Source organism: Mycobacterium sherrisii (genome assembly GCF_002102355.1).
GTDB lineage: Bacteria > Actinomycetota > Actinomycetes > Mycobacteriales > Mycobacteriaceae > Mycobacterium > Mycobacterium sherrisii.
In genome coordinates this window covers 277557-294284 of the sequence record NZ_LQPT01000081.1, presented here as the reverse complement: position 1 = coordinate 294284, position 16728 = coordinate 277557, and the positions used below count along the sequence as shown (strand labels likewise).

Here is a 16728-nt window from a genome sequence, read left to right as displayed (position 1 = left end):
CTAGCGCTTCTTCGTGACGGCGACCCGACGGGTGACGGGGCTGAACAGCCGCTGATAGCCCGGGCCGGTCAGCCGCACCAGCGCGTCGAGCACTTTGGCGTCGGTGCCGACGAGCACCCGGGCCTTGTTCTTGCGGACCCCATCGAGGATGACCTGGGCGGCCCGCTCGGGGGTGGTGCTGGCCATCCGCTTGTCGAACGTCTTGGCCAGTTCGGCCGCGTCGAGTCCCTCCGCGGCGGTGGCGTTGCGCGCGATCCCGGTCTTGATGCCGCCGGGGTGCACCGTGGTGACCTTCACGGGGTGACCGGCCACCTGCATCTCCTGGCGTAGCGCCTCGGTGAAGCCGCGGACGGCGAACTTTGCCGCGTTGTAGGCGGCCTGGCTGGGCACCGCAAACAACCCGAACACGCTGGAGATGTTGATCACATGGCCGTCGCCGGAGGCGATCAGGTGGGGGAGGAAGGCTTTGGTGCCGTTGACGACGCCCCAGAAGTCGACGTCCATCACCCGCTCGATGTCCTTGAAGTGGCTGACCTCGATGTCACCGGTGTAGGCGACGCCCGCATTGTTGTAGACCTGGTTGACCTTGCCGAAGCGCTCGTTGACCGCCTCGGCGTAGGCCAGGAAGGCCTCGCGCTCGGTCACGTCGAGCCGATCGGCCTGCACCGTTGCCCCGATGGCCTGCAGCCGTTCCTCGGTCTGCGTCAGCCCCTCGACATTGACGTCGCTGATCGCCACGCTGGCACCCGAGCGGGCCAGCTCGACGGCCAGCGCCTGGCCGATGCCCGAGCCCGCGCCGGTGACCACGGCCACCTTGCCGGCGAATCCCTGCATGTGCGCCCTCCCCTAATCTCCGCGATGACCTCGAGATTACCCGGTACCACTGGTTCCGGATATCGGCGGGTGGTTTGCTCAGCGCTTGCGGGCGAGCAGCACACGCACGCGCAGCGCCAGCCGACCCAGCAACGACGGCCCACCGAAGAGCAGTTCGCCGTATCGCCCGCCAAACACCCGCACCATCAAATCCGCGGACTTCGCGTCGGCGCCGATCAGCACCCGCGGCTTGTTCTTGCCCACCGCGGTCAAGATGGTGCGGGCGGCCTGCTCCGCGGTGGTCTTGGCGACCTGCTGGTCGAAGTTTTGCAGTATCTCTTCCTGGGTGAGCCCCATGCCCTCGGCGATCTCGGCGGTGCTGCCGAACGAGGTCTTGACGCCGCCGGGATGCACCACGGTCACGCCGACCGGATAACCCGCCACCTGCATCTCCTGGCGCAGCGCCTCGGTGAAGCCGCGGACGGCGAACTTCGCCGCGACGTAGCCCGGCTGACCGGGCAGCGACATCAGCCCGAGCACGCTGGAGATGTTGATGACGTGGCCGTCGCCGGAGGCGATCAGGTGGGGGAGAAAGGCTTTGGTGCCGTTGACGACGCCCCAGAAGTCGACGTCCATCACGTGCTCGATGTCCTTGAAGCGGCTGTACTCGATGGTGCCGATGTGCGTCAGGCCCGCGTTGTTGTAGATCTGGTTGACCTTGCCGAAGTGCTCGTTGACCGCGTCGGCATAGGCCAGAAAGGCCTCGCGCTCGGTCACGTCGAGTCGATCGGGCTTCACGGGTGCCCCGATAGCCTTCAGCTTGTCCTCGGTCTGGGCCAAGCCGTCGGCGTTGACGTCGCTGATCGCCACGCTGGCACCGCGGCGGCCCAGTTCGACGGCCAGCGCCTGGCCGATGCCCGAGCCGGCGCCGGTGACCACGGCGACCTTACCGGCGAACTTGTCCATGCACACCCTTTCTCAGGACCGCCCCATGGGTCGAGGTTAGCCGGTGACGGCAGCGGTCCGGCGGGTGGACTAGCGAAGCGGCTCGCCCCCGGTGGGCGCTCGCCGTCGCCGGGCTAGCCGAATGCGATGTCGAGGATCTCCTGCTGCTCGACGGCGTGCACCTTGGACGAGCCCGAGGACGGCGCCGACATGGCCCGGCGCGAGATGCGTTTGATCCCGGTCAACTTCTCCGGCAGCAGCTCGGGCAGCTCCAGGCCGAAACGGGGCCACGCGCCCTGGTTGGCCGGCTCCTCCTGCACCCAGAAGAACTCGCGGGCGTTGGGGTAACGGTCCAGGGTCTCGCCCAGCCGGCGCTTGGGTAGCGGCGCCAGCTGCTCGATGCGCACGATCGCGACGTCGTCGCGGTTGTCCTTGGCTTTGCGAGCTGCCAGCTCGTAGTAGATCTTGCCGCTGGTCAGCAGGACGCGGCCGACCTTGTTGCGGTCGCCGATGCCGTCCTCGTAGGTAGGTTCCTCCAGCACCGAGCGGAATTTGAGCTCGGTGAAGTCCCGGATGTCGCTGACGGCCGCCTTGTTTCGCAGCATCGACTTGGGCGTGAAGACGATCAGGGGACGCTGAATACCGTCCAGCGCGTGCCGGCGCAGCAGGTGGAAGTAGTTGGACGGCGTCGACGGCACGGCGATGGTCATCGACCCCTCCGCCCACAGCTGCAGGAAGCGTTCGATCCGGCTCGAGGTGTGGTCGGGGCCCTGCCCCTCGTGACCGTGCGGCAACAGCAACACCACGTTGGACAGCTGGCCCCACTTGGCCTCACCCGAGCTGATGAACTCGTCGATGATCGACTGCGCGCCGTTGACGAAGTCGCCGAACTGGGCCTCCCACAACACCAGCGCGTCCGGGTTGCCCACGGTGTAGCCGTATTCGAAGCCGACCGCGGCGTATTCCGACAGCGGTGAGTCGTAGATCAGGAACTTGCCGCCGGTCGGGCTGCCGTCGAGGTTGGTCGCCAGCAACTGCAGCGGCGTGAACTCCTTGCCGGTGTGCCGGTCGATGATTACCGCGTGCCGCTGCGAGAAGGTGCCGCGCCGGGTGTCCTGTCCGGACAGCCGCACCAGTTTGCCCTCGGCGACCAGCGACCCCAGCGCCAGCAGCTCGCCGAAGGCCCAGTCGATCTTGCCCTCGTAGGCCATCTCCCGACGCTTCTCGAGCACGGGCAGCACCCGCGGGTGGACCGAGAATCCCTCTGGCACCGCCAGGAACGCGTCGCCGATGCGCGCCAGCAGCGCCTTGTCGACGGCGGTGGACAGTCCCGCGGGCACCAGCTGGTCGGACTCCACGGACGCACTGGGCCGCACGCCGTGCTTCTCCAGGTCGCGGACCTCGTTGAAGACCCGCTCGAGCTGGCCCTGGTAGTCGCGCAGCGCGTCCTCGGCTTCCTTCATCGAGATGTCGCCGCGGCCGATCAGGGCCTCGGTGTAGCTCTTGCGGGCGCCGCGCTTGGTGTCGACGACGTCGTACATGTAGGGGTTGGTCATCGACGGGTCGTCGCCCTCGTTGTGTCCGCGGCGGCGGTAGCACAGCATGTCGATGACGACGTCCTTCTTGAACTTCTGCCGGAAGTCCACCGCCAACCGGGCCACCCATGTGCAGGCCTCGGGGTCGTCGCCGTTGACGTGGAAGATTGGTGCTCCGATCATCTTGGCGACGTCGGTGCAGTACTCGCTGGATCGGGAGTACTCCGGCGCGGTGGTGAAGCCGATCTGGTTGTTGACGATCACGTGGATGGTGCCGCCGACGCGGTACCCGGGCAGCAGCGCCATGTTCAGTGTCTCGGCGACCACACCCTGGCCGGCGAAGGCGGCGTCGCCGTGCAGCATCATCGGCACGACCGAGAAGCCGTCCTCGCCGTCGCCCTTGTCCAGCAGGTCCTCTTTGGCGCGGACCAATCCCTCCAGCACCGGGTCGACCGCCTCCAGGTGCGACGGGTTGGCCGTCAGCGATACTCGAATGTCGTTGTCGCCGAACATTTGTAGATACACGCCGGTGGCGCCGAGGTGGTACTTGACGTCACCCGAGCCGTGCGCCTGCGACGGGTTCAGGTTGCCCTCGAATTCGGAGAAGATCTGCGAGTAGGGCTTGCCGACGATGTTGGCCAGCACGTTGAGCCGGCCGCGGTGCGGCATGCCGATGACGACCTCGTCCAAACCGTGTTCGGCGCATTGGTCGATCGCCGCATCCATCATCGGGATGACGCTTTCCGCGCCTTCGAGCGAGAAGCGCTTCTGCCCAACGTATTTGGTCTGCAGGAAGGTTTCGAAGGCTTCGGCGGCGTTTAGTCGACTGAGGATGTATTTCTGTTCTGCCACAGTCGGTTTGACGTGTTTGGTCTCGATCCGTTCCTCGAGCCATTTCTGCTGCTCGGGCTCGAGGATGTGGGTGTACTCGACGCCGATGTGGCGGCAGTAGGCATCGCGCAGCAGGCCCAGCACGTCGCGTAGCTTCTTGTGCTGACACCCGGCGAAGCCGTTGACCTTGAATTCGCGGTCCAGGTCCCACAGGGTCAGGCCGTGATTGAGGATTTCCAAGTCGGGGTGGCTGCGGAACCGGTTACCGTCCAAGCGCAGCGGGTCGATGTCGGCCATCAGGTGACCGCGGTTGCGGTATGCCGCAATCAATTCCATGACCCGAGCGTTCTTGTCGACAATCGAGTCGGGGTTGTCGGTGCTCCACCGCACCGGCAGGTACGGGTTGCCCAGTTCGCGGAAGATCTCGTCCCAGAAGGAGTCCGACAGCAGCATCTCGTGGATGGCGCGTAGGAAGTCGCCGGACTCTGCGCCCTGAATGATGCGGTGGTCATAGGTCGAGGTCAGGGTGATCAACTTGCCGATACCCAACTCGGCGATGCGCTCTTCGCTGGCGCCCTGGAATTCGGCGGGGTACTCCATCGCGCCGACACCGATGATCGCGCCCTGGCCGGCCATCAGCCGCGGCACCGAGTGAACGGTTCCGATGGTGCCGGGGTTCGTCAGCGAAATCGTCACTCCGGCAAAGTCTTCCGCGGTTAGCTTGCCGTCGCGGGCCCGGCGCACGATGTCCTCGTAGGCGGAGACGAACTCCGCGAACCGCATCGTCTCGCATTTCTTGATCCCGGCCACCACCAGGGAGCGTTTGCCGTCTTTGCCCTGCAGGTCGATGGCCAGCCCGAGGTTGGTGTGCGCCGGGGCGATCGCCGTCGGTTTGCCGTCGATCTCGGCGTAGTGCCGGTTCATGTTGGGGAACTGTTTGACCGCCTGCACCAGGGCGTAGCCGAGCAGGTGGGTAAACGAGATCTTTCCGCCGCGGGTGCGCTTGAGTTGGTTGTTGATGACGATGCGGTTGTCGATCATCAGCTTCGCCGGGACGGCCCGGACGCTGGTCGCCGTCGGCACGTCCAGTGACGCCGACATGTTCTTCACGACCGCGGCGGCGGCACCGCGCAGCACCTGCAACTCGTCGCCCTCGGCGGGTGCCGGGGCGGGCGCCTTGTTGGCAGGGGAGGCGGCAGGAGCGGGGGCGGTGCCGTTGGCCGTCGCGGCGGTGTTTGCGGGGGTGGCCGGGGTGGTCGCGGGTCGGGCAACCGCAACGGGCTTGGCCGCTGCGGCGGGCGTGGCGGCGCGTCCGTCACCGGCGCTGGAAGTCTCCGGTGCCGAAGCGGCCGTCGACTCGGGGTTGTAGTCAACGAGGAACTCGTGCCAGCTCGGATCCACCGACGACGGGTCGTCGCGGAATTTGCGGTACATCTCCTCGACCAGCCACTCGTTCTGCCCGAACGGTGAACTTATGTTGCTCACGGCCGCTGTTCGCCTCAATTCTCGTGTCCTGCAGGCTGGTAAGCGTCGTTGCCCAGCACCTGCGAGTCTCGCGCACCTCGATCGGCGAGGTACCCCACACCGGTGGCGGTATGAACCCCACCGCCCCATAAAGGCTAACCCTTCGCCGGTATTTCGCCAGCGAGAAGGTGCAATCGGCGGAGGGCTACCGGCCGGGCTCGTGAACCGAGGGCAATACGAGCAAAGTATTCGGCCACCGGGATGGCGGGGCGCCGAACGCGTGGCGGGCGTTGCGGACGATCTTCTTGCCGATGATGCGGTTGCCGGCGCCGCCGATTGCGGCACCGATGCCGACGGGCAGCATCTTGCCGAACATCAACGCACCCCGGCGCACGGCGTAGCGCTTGACGAAGTACTTCAGTAGCTGCGTGTTCACCCGCCCCAGCGTTGACAGCGGCAGCGACGCCATACCCTCGGCCAGCCAACCGCCATTGGTGCGGCCCGGGCCGATCAGCTCGCCCAGGGCGCGCCTGCTGTCGTCACCGACCAGAACGGACAGCACCAGCGCACGGCGGCGTTCCCGGTGATCGGCGGGAACGCCGTAAACCACGGCATTGGCCAGGACGAACACCGCCGTCGCCTCGAGGAAGAACACGGTTTCGCCGGCGCCCGCCGACATCGCCGTCACCGTTCCGATCCCGGGGAACGTGGCCGCCGAACCCACCGCGGCACCGCTGGCGGTCAACGCGGCCAGATACCGCTTTTCCAGCTTGGTGACGATCTCGGCGGGGCTCGCGCCTGGGTAGGCGCGCCGCAGCCGGGCCACGTAGGCCTCCGCGACCGGGCCTTGGACTCGCGCGCTGCGCTCGATGATCCGCGCCAACGCCCGGGTGGAAGCCCTGGGGCGACCGGTGTCGCCCAGCGGATCGGCGTCCGGGGCCGGGTCGGATCGTCGCAGGGCCTTCATCACCGATCGATTGCGTCGCGCGCGCATAGTGCCTCTCTTGCAAATGGCGTTCCTGTCAGGCTAACGCCCGTTTGCTGTGCCCGAGGCGGCGGTAATCGGCGCGGCCTCGCCCGGCTCTGTCCCGCGCCCGGGTGGCCCGGGGGTGGGCAACGAGTCGCCGCACCGGAATAATGCGGGCTGAACACGGGTCGCTGGCGACACGGGCCGGTCGCCGGTTGCGGCGGGGGACACATTGTGCGCGTGCGCTAGCTCACCTGCTCACGGCGGGGGCCGGCGATCGGGCGCTGAAGCGAGGTGACTGCATGACCACGGCCAGGCGCGGGTTGTCCGGGCACGCCCGGCGCGCGGGGCCCAGTCGTGCCGCACCGGCCGGGGTTAGGCGCTTCTTCCCGTCAAGCCTGTCGCGCGGCCGGAACCCTTGGCACGCGCTGTGGGCGATGATGGTCGGCTTCTTCATGATCATGGTCGATGCGACCATCGTCGCGATCGCCAACCCGACCATCATGGCCGACCTGCACATCGGGTACGACGCGGTGGTGTGGGTCACCAGCGCCTACCTGCTGGGCTACGCCGTGGTGCTGCTGGTGGCGGGCCGGCTAGGCGACCGGTTTGGCACGAAGAACCTCTATTTGATCGGTCTGGTGGTGTTCACCGCCGCCTCGCTGTGGTGCGGATTGTCCGGCAGCGCCGGCATGCTGATCGCCGCCCGGGTGGTTCAGGGGATCGGCGCCGGGGTGCTCACCCCGCAGACCTTGTCGACCATCACCCGCATCTTCCCGCCGGAGCGACGCGGGGTGGCGGTCAGCCTGTGGGGCGCCACCGCCGGGGTCGCCAGCCTGGTAGGTCCGCTGGCCGGCGGTGTGCTGGTCGACGGACTGGGTTGGGAATGGATCTTTTTCGTCAATGTCCCAATCGGCGTCGTCGGGTTGGCGTTGGCGGCGCGGCTGGTCCCGGTGCTACCCACGCAGGGGCACCGGTTCGATCTGGTCGGCGTCGTTTTGTCCGGGGTCGGCATGTTCTTGATCGTGTTCGGTCTGCAGCAGGGGCAGGCCGCTCATTGGCAGCCGTGGATTTGGGCGACCATCGTCGCCGGCGCCGGATTCTTCTCGGTCTTCGTCTACTGGCAGTCGATGAACACGCGGGAGCCGCTGATCCCGCTGAACGTATTCGCCGACCGCGATTTCAGTCTGTGCAATGTCGGGGTCGCCATCACCTCGTTCGTGGCCACGGCGATGATGCTGCCGCTGACCTTTTACACGCAGTCGGTGTACGGGCTGTCGCCGACGCGTTCGGCGCTGCTGATCGCCCCGATGGCGATCGCGAACGGTGTGCTTGCGCCGTTCGTCGGCCGCATTGTCGACCGTTACCACCCGCGGCCGGTGATCGGGTTCGGCTTCTCGATGCTGGCGATCGCGCTGACCTGGCTTTCCTTCGACATGTCGCCGGCCACGCCAATCTGGCGGTTGGTAGTGATCTTCGGCGCGGTGGGTGTCGGGATGGCGTTCGTGTGGTCGCCGCTGACGGCCACCGCGACCCGCAACCTGCCACCGGAGCTGGCCGGTACCGGCTCCGCGGTCTATAACGCCGTCCGCCAAGTCGGCGCGGTGCTGGGCAGCGCGGCCATGGCTGCGTTCATGACCTGGCGGATCGGTGCCGAGATGCCGCGGTACCAGACGGCGCAGGACGCGGACACCGGCGCGACGCTGCTGCAGCTGCCCGAGTTCGTGCGCGCGCCGTTCGCGGCCGCGATGTCTGAATCGATGCTCTTGCCCGCGTTCATCGCACTGTTCGGGATCGCCGCCGCACTGTTTTTGCTCGGGTTCGTCCCTGCGCTGGCGAGCCGGGCGCGATCTGGCGGGGCGCGGGCGGAAAGCGACGACGACTACGGCCGCTACGGCAGCTACGAAGGCTGCGAAGGCTACGAAGGCTACGAAGACGACGACACCTACGTCGAACTCATTCTGCGCCGTGAGCCGGACATCCGGCCCGCTGCACAGCGCGAGCCGATCGCGCCCCGGCGCGCCGGCGAGGGCATGTCGCCGTCGGCTCCGACAGCGTTCGCCCACAACGGTTCCCGCGCCGACGGGGGTCCGCATACGCGTCCTGTCGTCGAGCTTCCGCCGCACCTGTCCGGTCCCGCCGTCCAACCCGGTCGCCGGCCGGTGATCATCGCCACCGAACGACGGGTCAACGGCGCGACGGGGTTTCGTCGATTGGGCCCCGACGGCGGATACGGCCAGCATCAGGCGTGGGGCCCGGGCGACGACTCAGCCAGCTACGGCCGGCATGCCAGCAGGTAGCCGGGATCCGCGCCGCCTCAGTCGCCGGCGGTCAACGCGAGAAACGCGCCTAGCTCCAGCAGACCGGCGGGGGTGGTGGGCAGGTACTCGGTGAGCAGCTCCGAGCGTACGATGATCGCGGCGTATTGCGCCCGGCTGACCGCCACGTTGAGCCGGTTTCTGTTGAGCAGGAAAGAAATTCCGCGCGGCACTTCCTCGATCGAGGAGGCCGTCATGGAGATGAAGACCACCGCCGCTTGCCCGCCCTGGAATTTGTCCACGGTTCCAACTCGGACCGCGTCCAGACCCGCCGCCGCCAACCGTCGGCGTATCAGCGACACCTGGGCGTTGTAGGGCGCCAGCACCAGCACGTCCGAGGCGGCCAGCGGCCTGGTGCCGTGCTCGTCGGTCCAGCAGGATCCGAGCAATTGCCGGATCTGGTCGACGATCGCGTCGGCCTCCTCGGGGCTTTCGATCGAATTGCTCCGGTGGACAACCGACAGCGTCCGCACGCCCGGCCGGCAACCGTCGAGCCGGCGTGCGGCGGTGCGTTCGTCGTGGGAGTGCAGCCGGCCTTCATAGGCCAGCTCGGACACCGCCGCGCACACCGCCGGATGCATCCGGTAGGAGCGGTCCAGAAAGTAACCGCGCTCGTCGGGCAGCGTGCGCTGGCCGTCGACCAGCCACTCGAGCGCGGACGTGTCGACCGGCTCGGGATGGGTGCCCTGGCTGACCTGCGGAAGCTGCTGCGGGTCGCCGAGCAGCAGCAGGTTGGCCGCCGCCGGTGCCACCGCAATCGTGTTGGCCAAACAAAACTGGCCCGCTTCGTCGATCACCAGCAGGTCCAGGCTGCCCGGCGTTACCCGATTGGCATTGGCGAAATCCCAAGCGGTGCCGCCGATTACGCAACCAACGGTGGTTGAGATGAAGGCGGCGTACTCGCTGCTGTCGATCTGCTGCCACCGTGCCGCGCGGTTGTCGTACTTCTTCTTGGCGACCCGGCCGGATTCCAGGCCGGCGTCGATCACCGCGGTCAGCAGGTTTTCCACCGTCGCGTGCGACTGCGCCACCACGCCGACGCGCCAGTTGCGCTCGGTGACCAGCCGGGTGATCACCTGCGCGGCGGTGTAGGTCTTCCCGGTTCCGGGCGGTCCGTGCACCGCCAGGTAGGACGAGTCGAGAGCCAGCGTGGCCTCGGTGATGTCGGCGATGGCGTCGGAGCCACGCGGCAGCGGTCCACCCCCGCGGGTGCGGGGCGCGCGGCGCAGCAGGACGTCGATGATCGCGGTGCGGGGCAGTTGCGGCAGCCCGGCCGCCACTGCGGCCGCGGTCGATTCGATCGATTCGCGCATCGCGGTCGTGGCGATGGGTGGCCCCGGGGTCAGCGCGAACGGAAGCTGGTCGAAAGTGTTGCCGTCGTTGCCCACTCGCTCGGCGATGACGACCTCGCTGGGCACCGCCGGGTCGTCAACCTCGACCACCCTGGCCCGGCCGGCCGCCCGCCGATCGGGGTTGTCGCTCATGCTCGCCGGGGCCGGCGGGTCATAGAGCGCGAACACCTCGGTCATCAGGTCGCCGCGGGCCAGTTCGCCGCGCATCGTGACGCGGCGCTGTCGCTTGCGGGCACGCGGGGGTATGTGCCAGTCGACGCTCACCGACGCCGTTTCGGCGACGAAGACGTCGGTGTTGTCCGCCCATTCGTCGACCGGAAAGTTCAGCCGGTCGAAATGGGCCCACCAGAAGGGCTTGTCCTCGCGGCGATGGTAGCCGCGCGCTGCGCTCACCAGCGCGACCGCGACCTGCGCCGGTGTGCGTGGGTTCACGGCGGGATCACCGGCGAACGCGGCCAGCCGCGCCGCCAGCTGGTCCTGGTCGTCGACGGTGTTGCCGTCGGAAACCGGTTGGGCCCCAATGGGTGTGACGCCGGATTCCCAGGCGCGCACCAGTAGCCAGTTACGCAGTTCCTGCGTCGACCGACAGTCGTAGTGGTTGTAGTCCTCGATATCCTTAAGCACGGTTTGGGCCTCGTCGATGCGGCCCGCGTCGCGCAGTTCGCAATACCGGGCATAGGACGTGATCGAGTCTGCGGCGGTGGTGACGTCTCCCTCGCGCAGCTGCGCCCCCATGTACAGCGGTTCGAGCGCCTTGAGGCTGAACGACTCCGCGCCCACCCGAATGCTCTTGCGCACCAACGGATACAAGTCCACAAGCACCCCGCACCGCAGCAGCTCGTCAACCTGATCCTCGCCGACGCCGTACCGGCCGGCCAGCCGCAGCAGGGCGGTCTTCTCATACGGTGCGTAGTGGTAGATGTGCATGTTGGGGTGACGTTTGCGGCGCTTGGCCACCAGCGCCAAAAAGTCGATCAGCGCCCTGCGTTCGTCGGCGCGGTCGTGTGCCCACAGCGGCTGGAACTTGCCGCCGGCGTGCAAGACGCCGAACAGGTACTCCAGGCCCCAGTCCTGACCGTCGGCGGTCCACAGCGGATCGCCCTCGAAGTCGAAGAACAGGTCACCCGGGTCGGGCTCCGGCAGCAGGGCCAGCGGCCGGGGATCGACGACCTCGAACTGAGCAGTGGCGGTATCACGTTGCAGGACTTGAATTTTCGCCTGGGCGATCAGCTTCTCCAGCGCACTGGCCGCCAGGTCGGGTACCGGCCCACGGTGCTCGGCGAGGTCGGCTACCGTGCTGATTCCGGCGTCGATGATCTTGTTGCGCTGGCTGATTCGCATGCCGGCGACCAGCAGGAGGTCGTCGCTGGCTCGTACTTGCTCCGTGCACAGCGGGCAGCGAAAACACGCCCGTACTGCCATGTCGTCCCAACTGACCGCCGTGCCGCCCGCGTAATGCCCGTCGAGCAGCCGCTGCAGAAGCGCGCGCTGCGACCGGAAGACGGGGATCAGATCGCCGACGCGATACCGCATTACCGAGCCGTCGCCGAGCCGCAATTCGGCCTCGTCGGCGACCGAGACCCCCAGGCCGGTCAGCGTGTCGGCGTAGGCCGCCAACTGCAGCAGCGCGGTGACTTTGGGGGTGCGGGCGAGCTTGGTGTCGACCAGTCGGTACTGATCGCCGTCGCGGACCAAAAAGTCGGCGAACCCGACGAACCGGCCGTCGAACATCGCCGCCTGGTACACCACCGGTGCGCGCTCGGCGATGGCGCGCCGCGTTGCCTGCGCGGCGGCGGTCAGCCCGGCCAAGGTATAGGCCGGGCGACCGATGACCGCGACGCCGTCGGGGAACTCTTGGCGCAGCCGGTCCAGCTCGCGGTGCTCGTGCTCGTCACCAAGGGCGGCGGTGCGTGCCAGCAGTTCGTCCTCGACGGTGACCGCGGGGCCCCGGCCGAGCTTGGCATCGAAGTCCCGGAGCAAGGCGTATTCGCATCGGGCGGCGGCGGCCAGGTCCGACGCGCTGTAGACGACGCTGTCGCCGGTGACGAACACAGCAGCCACTGTAGGGGAGAGCACCGACACGGCGGCCGGTTGCGGCGGTGCGCCCGTTCAGCGACCCGTGGTGTTGCCGATCAGCTCTACGGAGTTGCCGTTCCAATGGAATCGGACGTTGGTGTTCAACCCGGCGATCCCGCTGGGGTAGGTCAACGCCACGGTGTCGCCGGTGGTCTGCGACGCGTCGATGCCGTTGAATCCGTAGGTATCCGGCACCCCCTGCGGGATGAACTGGCCGAGATGAAACAGCACCGCCCGGGTGGTCGGGTTGGCTTCGTTGGTGTTGGCCTTGATGATCACTGCGGAGAGCTGGGCGCATTGGTTGTAATTGCCCGCCAGCGGCTCGGGGTTCCAGGCCTGTTGACTGCGCGGGTCGCGCGGCAGATCGGACACCACCTTGGCGATGGTGGGCGAGGCCAGGTTGACCGCGCATGGGTCGGCCGGTGCGCTGGTGGCGGGCGACGCGGCCGGGATGGGAGTGGGGGGAGCGGTGATCGACGGGGTGGCCGTGGTCGTGGCTTGGGGTGTCTTCGCGACCGTCGAGTCCCCCGAACCGCAGCCGGACAACGTCATGGCTACCAGAACGCCAGCGGTCAGCGGCTCGGCACGACAGGGTAGGCACCACACATCGCGCCACCGTACCGGGATCGCGCGCACGGGTGGGACAGGCACTCCGCGTGCCGCGCCGCAATTCGCGCGATCGCCCACGGCGCCCAGCTGTGCTGCGCTCGCGGTCACCGCGGGGCTGTGGGTGGTGACGCGCTGCGCCCAGCTGCGCTGCGCTCGCGGTCACCACTAAACTGCATGCACGATGACAGTCCCCGACGGTTCGCCCGATGCGGCCGCTACGTCGTTTGCCGACCTGCAGATCCACCCCTCCGTCTTGCGGGCCATCGCCGACGTCGGATACGAATCGCCGACGGGGATCCAGGGGGCGACGATCCCGGCGCTGATGGCCGGCTCCGACGTCGTCGGGCTGGCGCAGACCGGAACCGGCAAGACCGCCGCCTTCGCGATCCCGATCCTGTCCAAGATCGATGTGACCAGCAAGGCGACCCAGGCCCTGGTGCTGGCGCCCACCCGCGAACTGGCCCTGCAGGTCGCCGAGGCGTTCGGGCGCTACGGCGCTCACCTGCCGCAGATCAACGTGCTGCCCATCTACGGCGGCTCGTCCTACACCGTGCAACTGGCCGGTCTCAAGCGCGGCGCCCAGGTGGTGGTCGGCACGCCCGGCCGCGTGATCGACCATCTCGAACGCGGCACCCTCGATCTGTCGCGGGTGGACTATCTGGTGCTCGACGAGGCCGACGAGATGCTCGCGATGGGTTTCGCCGAGGACGTCGAGCGCATTCTGTCCGAAACGCCGGAATACAAACAGGTGGCCCTGTTCTCGGCGACCATGCCGTCGGCGATTCGCAAGCTGAGCGCGAAGTACCTGCACGATCCGTTCGAGGTCACCTCCAAGGCGAAAACCGCTACCGCCGAGAATATTTCGCAGCGTTACATACAGGTGGCCGGGCCACGCAAGATGGACGCGCTGACCCGCATTCTGGAAGTCGAGCGGTTCGAGGCGATGATCATCTTCGTTCGCACCAAGCAGGCGACCGAGGAGGTCGCCGAAAAGCTTAGAGCGCGTGGCTTTTCCGCTGCGGCCATCAACGGGGACATCGCGCAGGCCCAGCGCGAGCGCACCATCGCCGCACTGCGCGACGGCAGCATCGACATCTTGGTCGCCACCGATGTCGCGGCGCGGGGCCTCGATGTGGAACGCATATCGCACGTGCTGAACTACGACATTCCGCATGACACCGAGTCCTACGTCCACCGCATCGGACGCACCGGCCGGGCCGGTCGTTCAGGTACCGCGGTGTTGTTCGTGTCGCCGCGGGAACGCCATCTGCTCAAGGCGATCGAAAAGGCGACGCGGCAGACGCTGACCGAAGCCGAACTGCCCACCGTCGAAGACGTCAACGCGCAACGGATGGCGAAATTCGCCGACTCCATCACCGGCGCGCTGGGCAGCCCGGGGCTCGACCTGTTCCGCAAGCTGGTGCAGGACTACGAACGCGAACACAACGTCCCGATGGCCGACATTGCCGCCGCGCTGGCGGTGCAGTCGCGCGACGGCGAAGAGTTCCTGATGGCGCCCGAACCGCCGGCCCGGCGCCGAGAGCGGCCCGACCGCGACGGGGAGCGCCGGGAGAGGTCCGAAACGTCAAGGGAAACAAGGCCATTCCAGACCTACCGCATCGCCGTTGGCAAGCGTCACAAAATCGGACCGGGGGCGATCGTCGGCGCCATCGCCAACGAGGGCGGACTGCATCGCAGCGATTTCGGCCACATCGCCATCGGTCCGGATTTCTCGCTGGTAGAACTGCCCGCGAAGTTGCCTCGTGCGACACTGAAAAAGCTTGAACGCACCCGCATCTCGGGTGTGCTGATCGACCTTCGGCCAGACCGTGGGTCCGGCAAGTCGTCGGACAAGCCCCGGCGCGGCGGTGCGAAACCACGCCGAAGAGACGGCGAATGACCCTTTCCGACGAGCGGGACGCCCAGGGCGGACTCGAGCAGGTCTCGCATGTCGACAGGGTGGCCTCCCTGACCGGCATCCGCGCGGTCGCCGCCATCCTCGTGGTCGGCACGCACGCGGCCTACACCACCGGCAAATACACGCACGGCTACTGGGGCCTGGTCGGCGCCCGGATGGAGATCGGCGTGCCGATCTTCTTCGTGCTGTCCGGCTTCCTGTTGTTTCGCCCCTGGGTGACGGCGGCCGTCCGGGGCGGTCCCGCCCCGTCGGTGAGTCGCTATGCGCGGCATCGGGTTCGGCGCATCATGCCCGCCTACGTCATCACGGTGTTGTTCGCCTATGTGCTCTACCACTTTCGCGAGGCCGGACCCAATCCGGGACACTCCTGGCTTGGCCTGATTCGCAATCTCACGCTGACGCAGATCTATACCGACGGTTACCTGGGCAAGTATCTGCACCAGGGCCTGACCCAGATGTGGAGCCTGGCGGTGGAGGCGTCGTTCTACCTCGTCCTGCCATTCCTGGCCTACCTGCTGCTGGTGGTGATCAGCCGGCGTTCATGGCAGCCGCGACGGGTGCTAGTTACCCTGGTGGCGCTCGCCCTGATCAGCCCGGCCTGGCTGGTTCTGGTGCACACCGATCACTGGTTTCCCGACGGCGCGCGGCTGTGGTTGCCGACCTACCTGGCCTGGTTCTGCGGAGGCATGCTGCTGGCGGTGTTGGAGGCGATGGGCGTTCGCTGCTACGCGTTCGCGGCGATACCGCTGGCGATCGTCTGCTATTTCATCGTCGCCACCCCGATCGGCGGCGCCCCGACCACGTCGCCGGCCTCGATGATGGAGGCCGTCGTCAAGACCGTCTTCTACGCCGTGATCGCCACGCTGGCGGTGGCGCCGCTGGCACTGGGCAACCGCGGTTGGTACGCCCAGCTACTGGCCAGCCGTCCGATGGTGTGGCTGGGCGAAATCTCCTACGAAATCTTCCTGATCCATCTGGTGACCATGGAGTTCGCCATGGTCTACATCGTTCGGGCGCACGTCTATACGGGTCCCATGCTGCATCTGTTCGTCGCGACGCTGGCGGTGACGATCCCGCCGGCGTGGTTGTTGCACCGCTGCACACGCGTGCCCGGCTGATTGACAGCTGGGTTAGGTTACCCTAACCTCACTGTCGTTGACGGGTAGGGAGGCGCACGGCGATGGGCGAACAGCGGGCATCACGGGGCTGGGCGGGTGCGGTGTTGAGGTTGATGGGCGCCGGGGACTACCGGCTCACCGTCACCGGCCGCCGCGAGATCGGCCCGCATTATCTGCGGCTCGATTTCGATGCCGGCGGGCTGCTCGCACCCCACGATGTGCACCCGACCATGTGGATCCGGATGTGGTTCGCCGACGGCGACAAGCTGCACCAGCGTGGCTACACCTTGGTCGACCCCGACCCGGTCGCCGACACCGTCAGCGTCGAGTTCGCCCTACACGACGGCATCGCCTCGCGATGGGCGGCCGCCGCCCGGCCCGGGGACACGATCGAGGCGACGGTGCTGGGCAGCAGGTTCGCAATACCGGATCCGGCTCCCGCCGGCTACGTCATCGTCGGGGATTGCGCGTCGTTGCCGGCGATCAACTCGCTGCTGGCCGCGATCGAGGACGCTCCGGCGTACGTGTTCATCGAGGCCGCCCGCGAGGAGGACCGCGACCTGCCGGTGACGCCGGGACCCGACATCACCTGGGTGCCGCGCACGAACAACGGACAGGGGTTGCTGGAGGCCGTCCGATCCGCGGCCTTCGACGCCGGTGACCACTTCGGCTGGGTGGCCTGCGACAGTCGCACCACCCGCTCGGTTGCCAGGGCACTACGGGAGGACTTCGGTATCCCGCGCAAAGCCATTAAGGCGCAGGCCTACTGGGTGGCCTGAACC

General features: G+C 67.6%; 10 protein-coding genes. 4 read left to right on the top strand and 6 right to left on the bottom strand.

The genetic code is table 11. The annotated features are described in order from the left end of the window. The 4 genes from AWC25_RS16015 to AWC25_RS16000 form a co-directional block, all read right to left on the bottom strand. Positions 1 to 834, bottom strand: coding sequence for an SDR family NAD(P)-dependent oxidoreductase (locus tag AWC25_RS16015; RefSeq protein ID WP_069399237.1), 834 nt, complete (start codon positions 832 to 834; stop codon positions 1 to 3). 78 nt (positions 835 to 912) lie between these two features. Beyond that, positions 913 to 1779 carry an SDR family NAD(P)-dependent oxidoreductase gene (locus AWC25_RS16010; protein ID WP_069399238.1) on the bottom strand — a complete coding sequence of 289 codons (867 nt, stop codon included), beginning with the start codon at positions 1777 to 1779 and terminating at the stop codon, positions 913 to 915. 113 nt (positions 1780 to 1892) lie between these two features. Beyond that, positions 1893 to 5609, bottom strand: coding sequence for a multifunctional oxoglutarate decarboxylase/oxoglutarate dehydrogenase thiamine pyrophosphate-binding subunit/dihydrolipoyllysine-residue succinyltransferase subunit (locus AWC25_RS16005; RefSeq protein ID WP_085167072.1), 3717 nt, complete (start codon positions 5607 to 5609; stop codon positions 1893 to 1895). Positions 5610 to 5793: 184 nt separating this feature from the next. Next, entirely contained in the window at positions 5794 to 6582 is a 789-nt protein-coding gene (locus AWC25_RS16000; protein WP_069399240.1) for a hypothetical protein, read from the bottom strand. 275 nt (positions 6583 to 6857) lie between these two features. On the opposite strand from AWC25_RS16000, the gene AWC25_RS15995 reads away from it, so the two are divergent. Next, positions 6858 to 8855, top strand: a complete 1998-nt coding sequence (locus tag AWC25_RS15995; RefSeq protein ID WP_085167071.1) for an MFS transporter — start codon at positions 6858 to 6860, stop codon at positions 8853 to 8855. 17 nt (positions 8856 to 8872) lie between these two features. On the opposite strand, the gene AWC25_RS15990 is transcribed toward AWC25_RS15995, so the two are convergent. Beyond that, positions 8873 to 12277, bottom strand: coding sequence for a TM0106 family RecB-like putative nuclease (locus AWC25_RS15990; protein WP_085167070.1), 3405 nt, complete (start codon positions 12275 to 12277; stop codon positions 8873 to 8875). A gap of 57 nt (positions 12278 to 12334) precedes the next feature. Beyond that, the gene (locus AWC25_RS15985) at positions 12335 to 12907 is read right to left on the bottom strand and encodes an LppP/LprE family lipoprotein (protein WP_069399312.1); all 573 of its coding nucleotides are present in this window, start codon (positions 12905 to 12907) and stop codon (positions 12335 to 12337) included. A 184-nt stretch (positions 12908 to 13091) separates the two neighbouring features. Between AWC25_RS15985 and AWC25_RS15980 the strand changes: the two genes are divergently transcribed. From AWC25_RS15980 to AWC25_RS15970, 3 genes are all read left to right on the top strand, one after another. Then, on the top strand, positions 13092 to 14810 hold the full coding sequence (locus AWC25_RS15980) for a DEAD/DEAH box helicase (protein ID WP_069399243.1): 1719 nt from the start codon (positions 13092 to 13094) through the stop codon (positions 14808 to 14810). Continuing rightward, entirely contained in the window at positions 14807 to 15946 is a 1140-nt protein-coding gene (locus AWC25_RS15975) for an acyltransferase family protein (protein ID WP_085167069.1), read from the top strand. The genes AWC25_RS15980 and AWC25_RS15975 overlap by 4 nt, the downstream gene beginning before the upstream one ends. 62 nt (positions 15947 to 16008) lie before the next feature. Beyond that, positions 16009 to 16725, top strand: a complete 717-nt coding sequence (locus tag AWC25_RS15970) for a siderophore-interacting protein (RefSeq protein ID WP_069399245.1) — start codon at positions 16009 to 16011, stop codon at positions 16723 to 16725. Positions 16726 to 16728: the final 3 nt, after the last annotated feature.

Coding starts and splice junctions, on each gene's coding strand:
- AWC25_RS16015 (WP_069399237.1), bottom strand. CDS start 834: ATGCAGGGATTCGCCGGCAAGGTGGCCGTGGTCACCGGCGCGGGCTCG.
- AWC25_RS16010 (WP_069399238.1), bottom strand. CDS start 1,779: ATGGACAAGTTCGCCGGTAAGGTCGCCGTGGTCACCGGCGCCGGCTCG.
- AWC25_RS16000 (WP_069399240.1), bottom strand. CDS start 6,582: ATGCGCGCGCGACGCAATCGATCGGTGATGAAGGCCCTGCGACGATCC.
- AWC25_RS15995 (WP_085167071.1), top strand. CDS start 6,858: ATGACCACGGCCAGGCGCGGGTTGTCCGGGCACGCCCGGCGCGCGGGG.
- AWC25_RS15980 (WP_069399243.1), top strand. CDS start 13,092: ATGACAGTCCCCGACGGTTCGCCCGATGCGGCCGCTACGTCGTTTGCC.
- AWC25_RS15975 (WP_085167069.1), top strand. CDS start 14,807: ATGACCCTTTCCGACGAGCGGGACGCCCAGGGCGGACTCGAGCAGGTC.
- AWC25_RS15970 (WP_069399245.1), top strand. CDS start 16,009: ATGGGCGAACAGCGGGCATCACGGGGCTGGGCGGGTGCGGTGTTGAGG.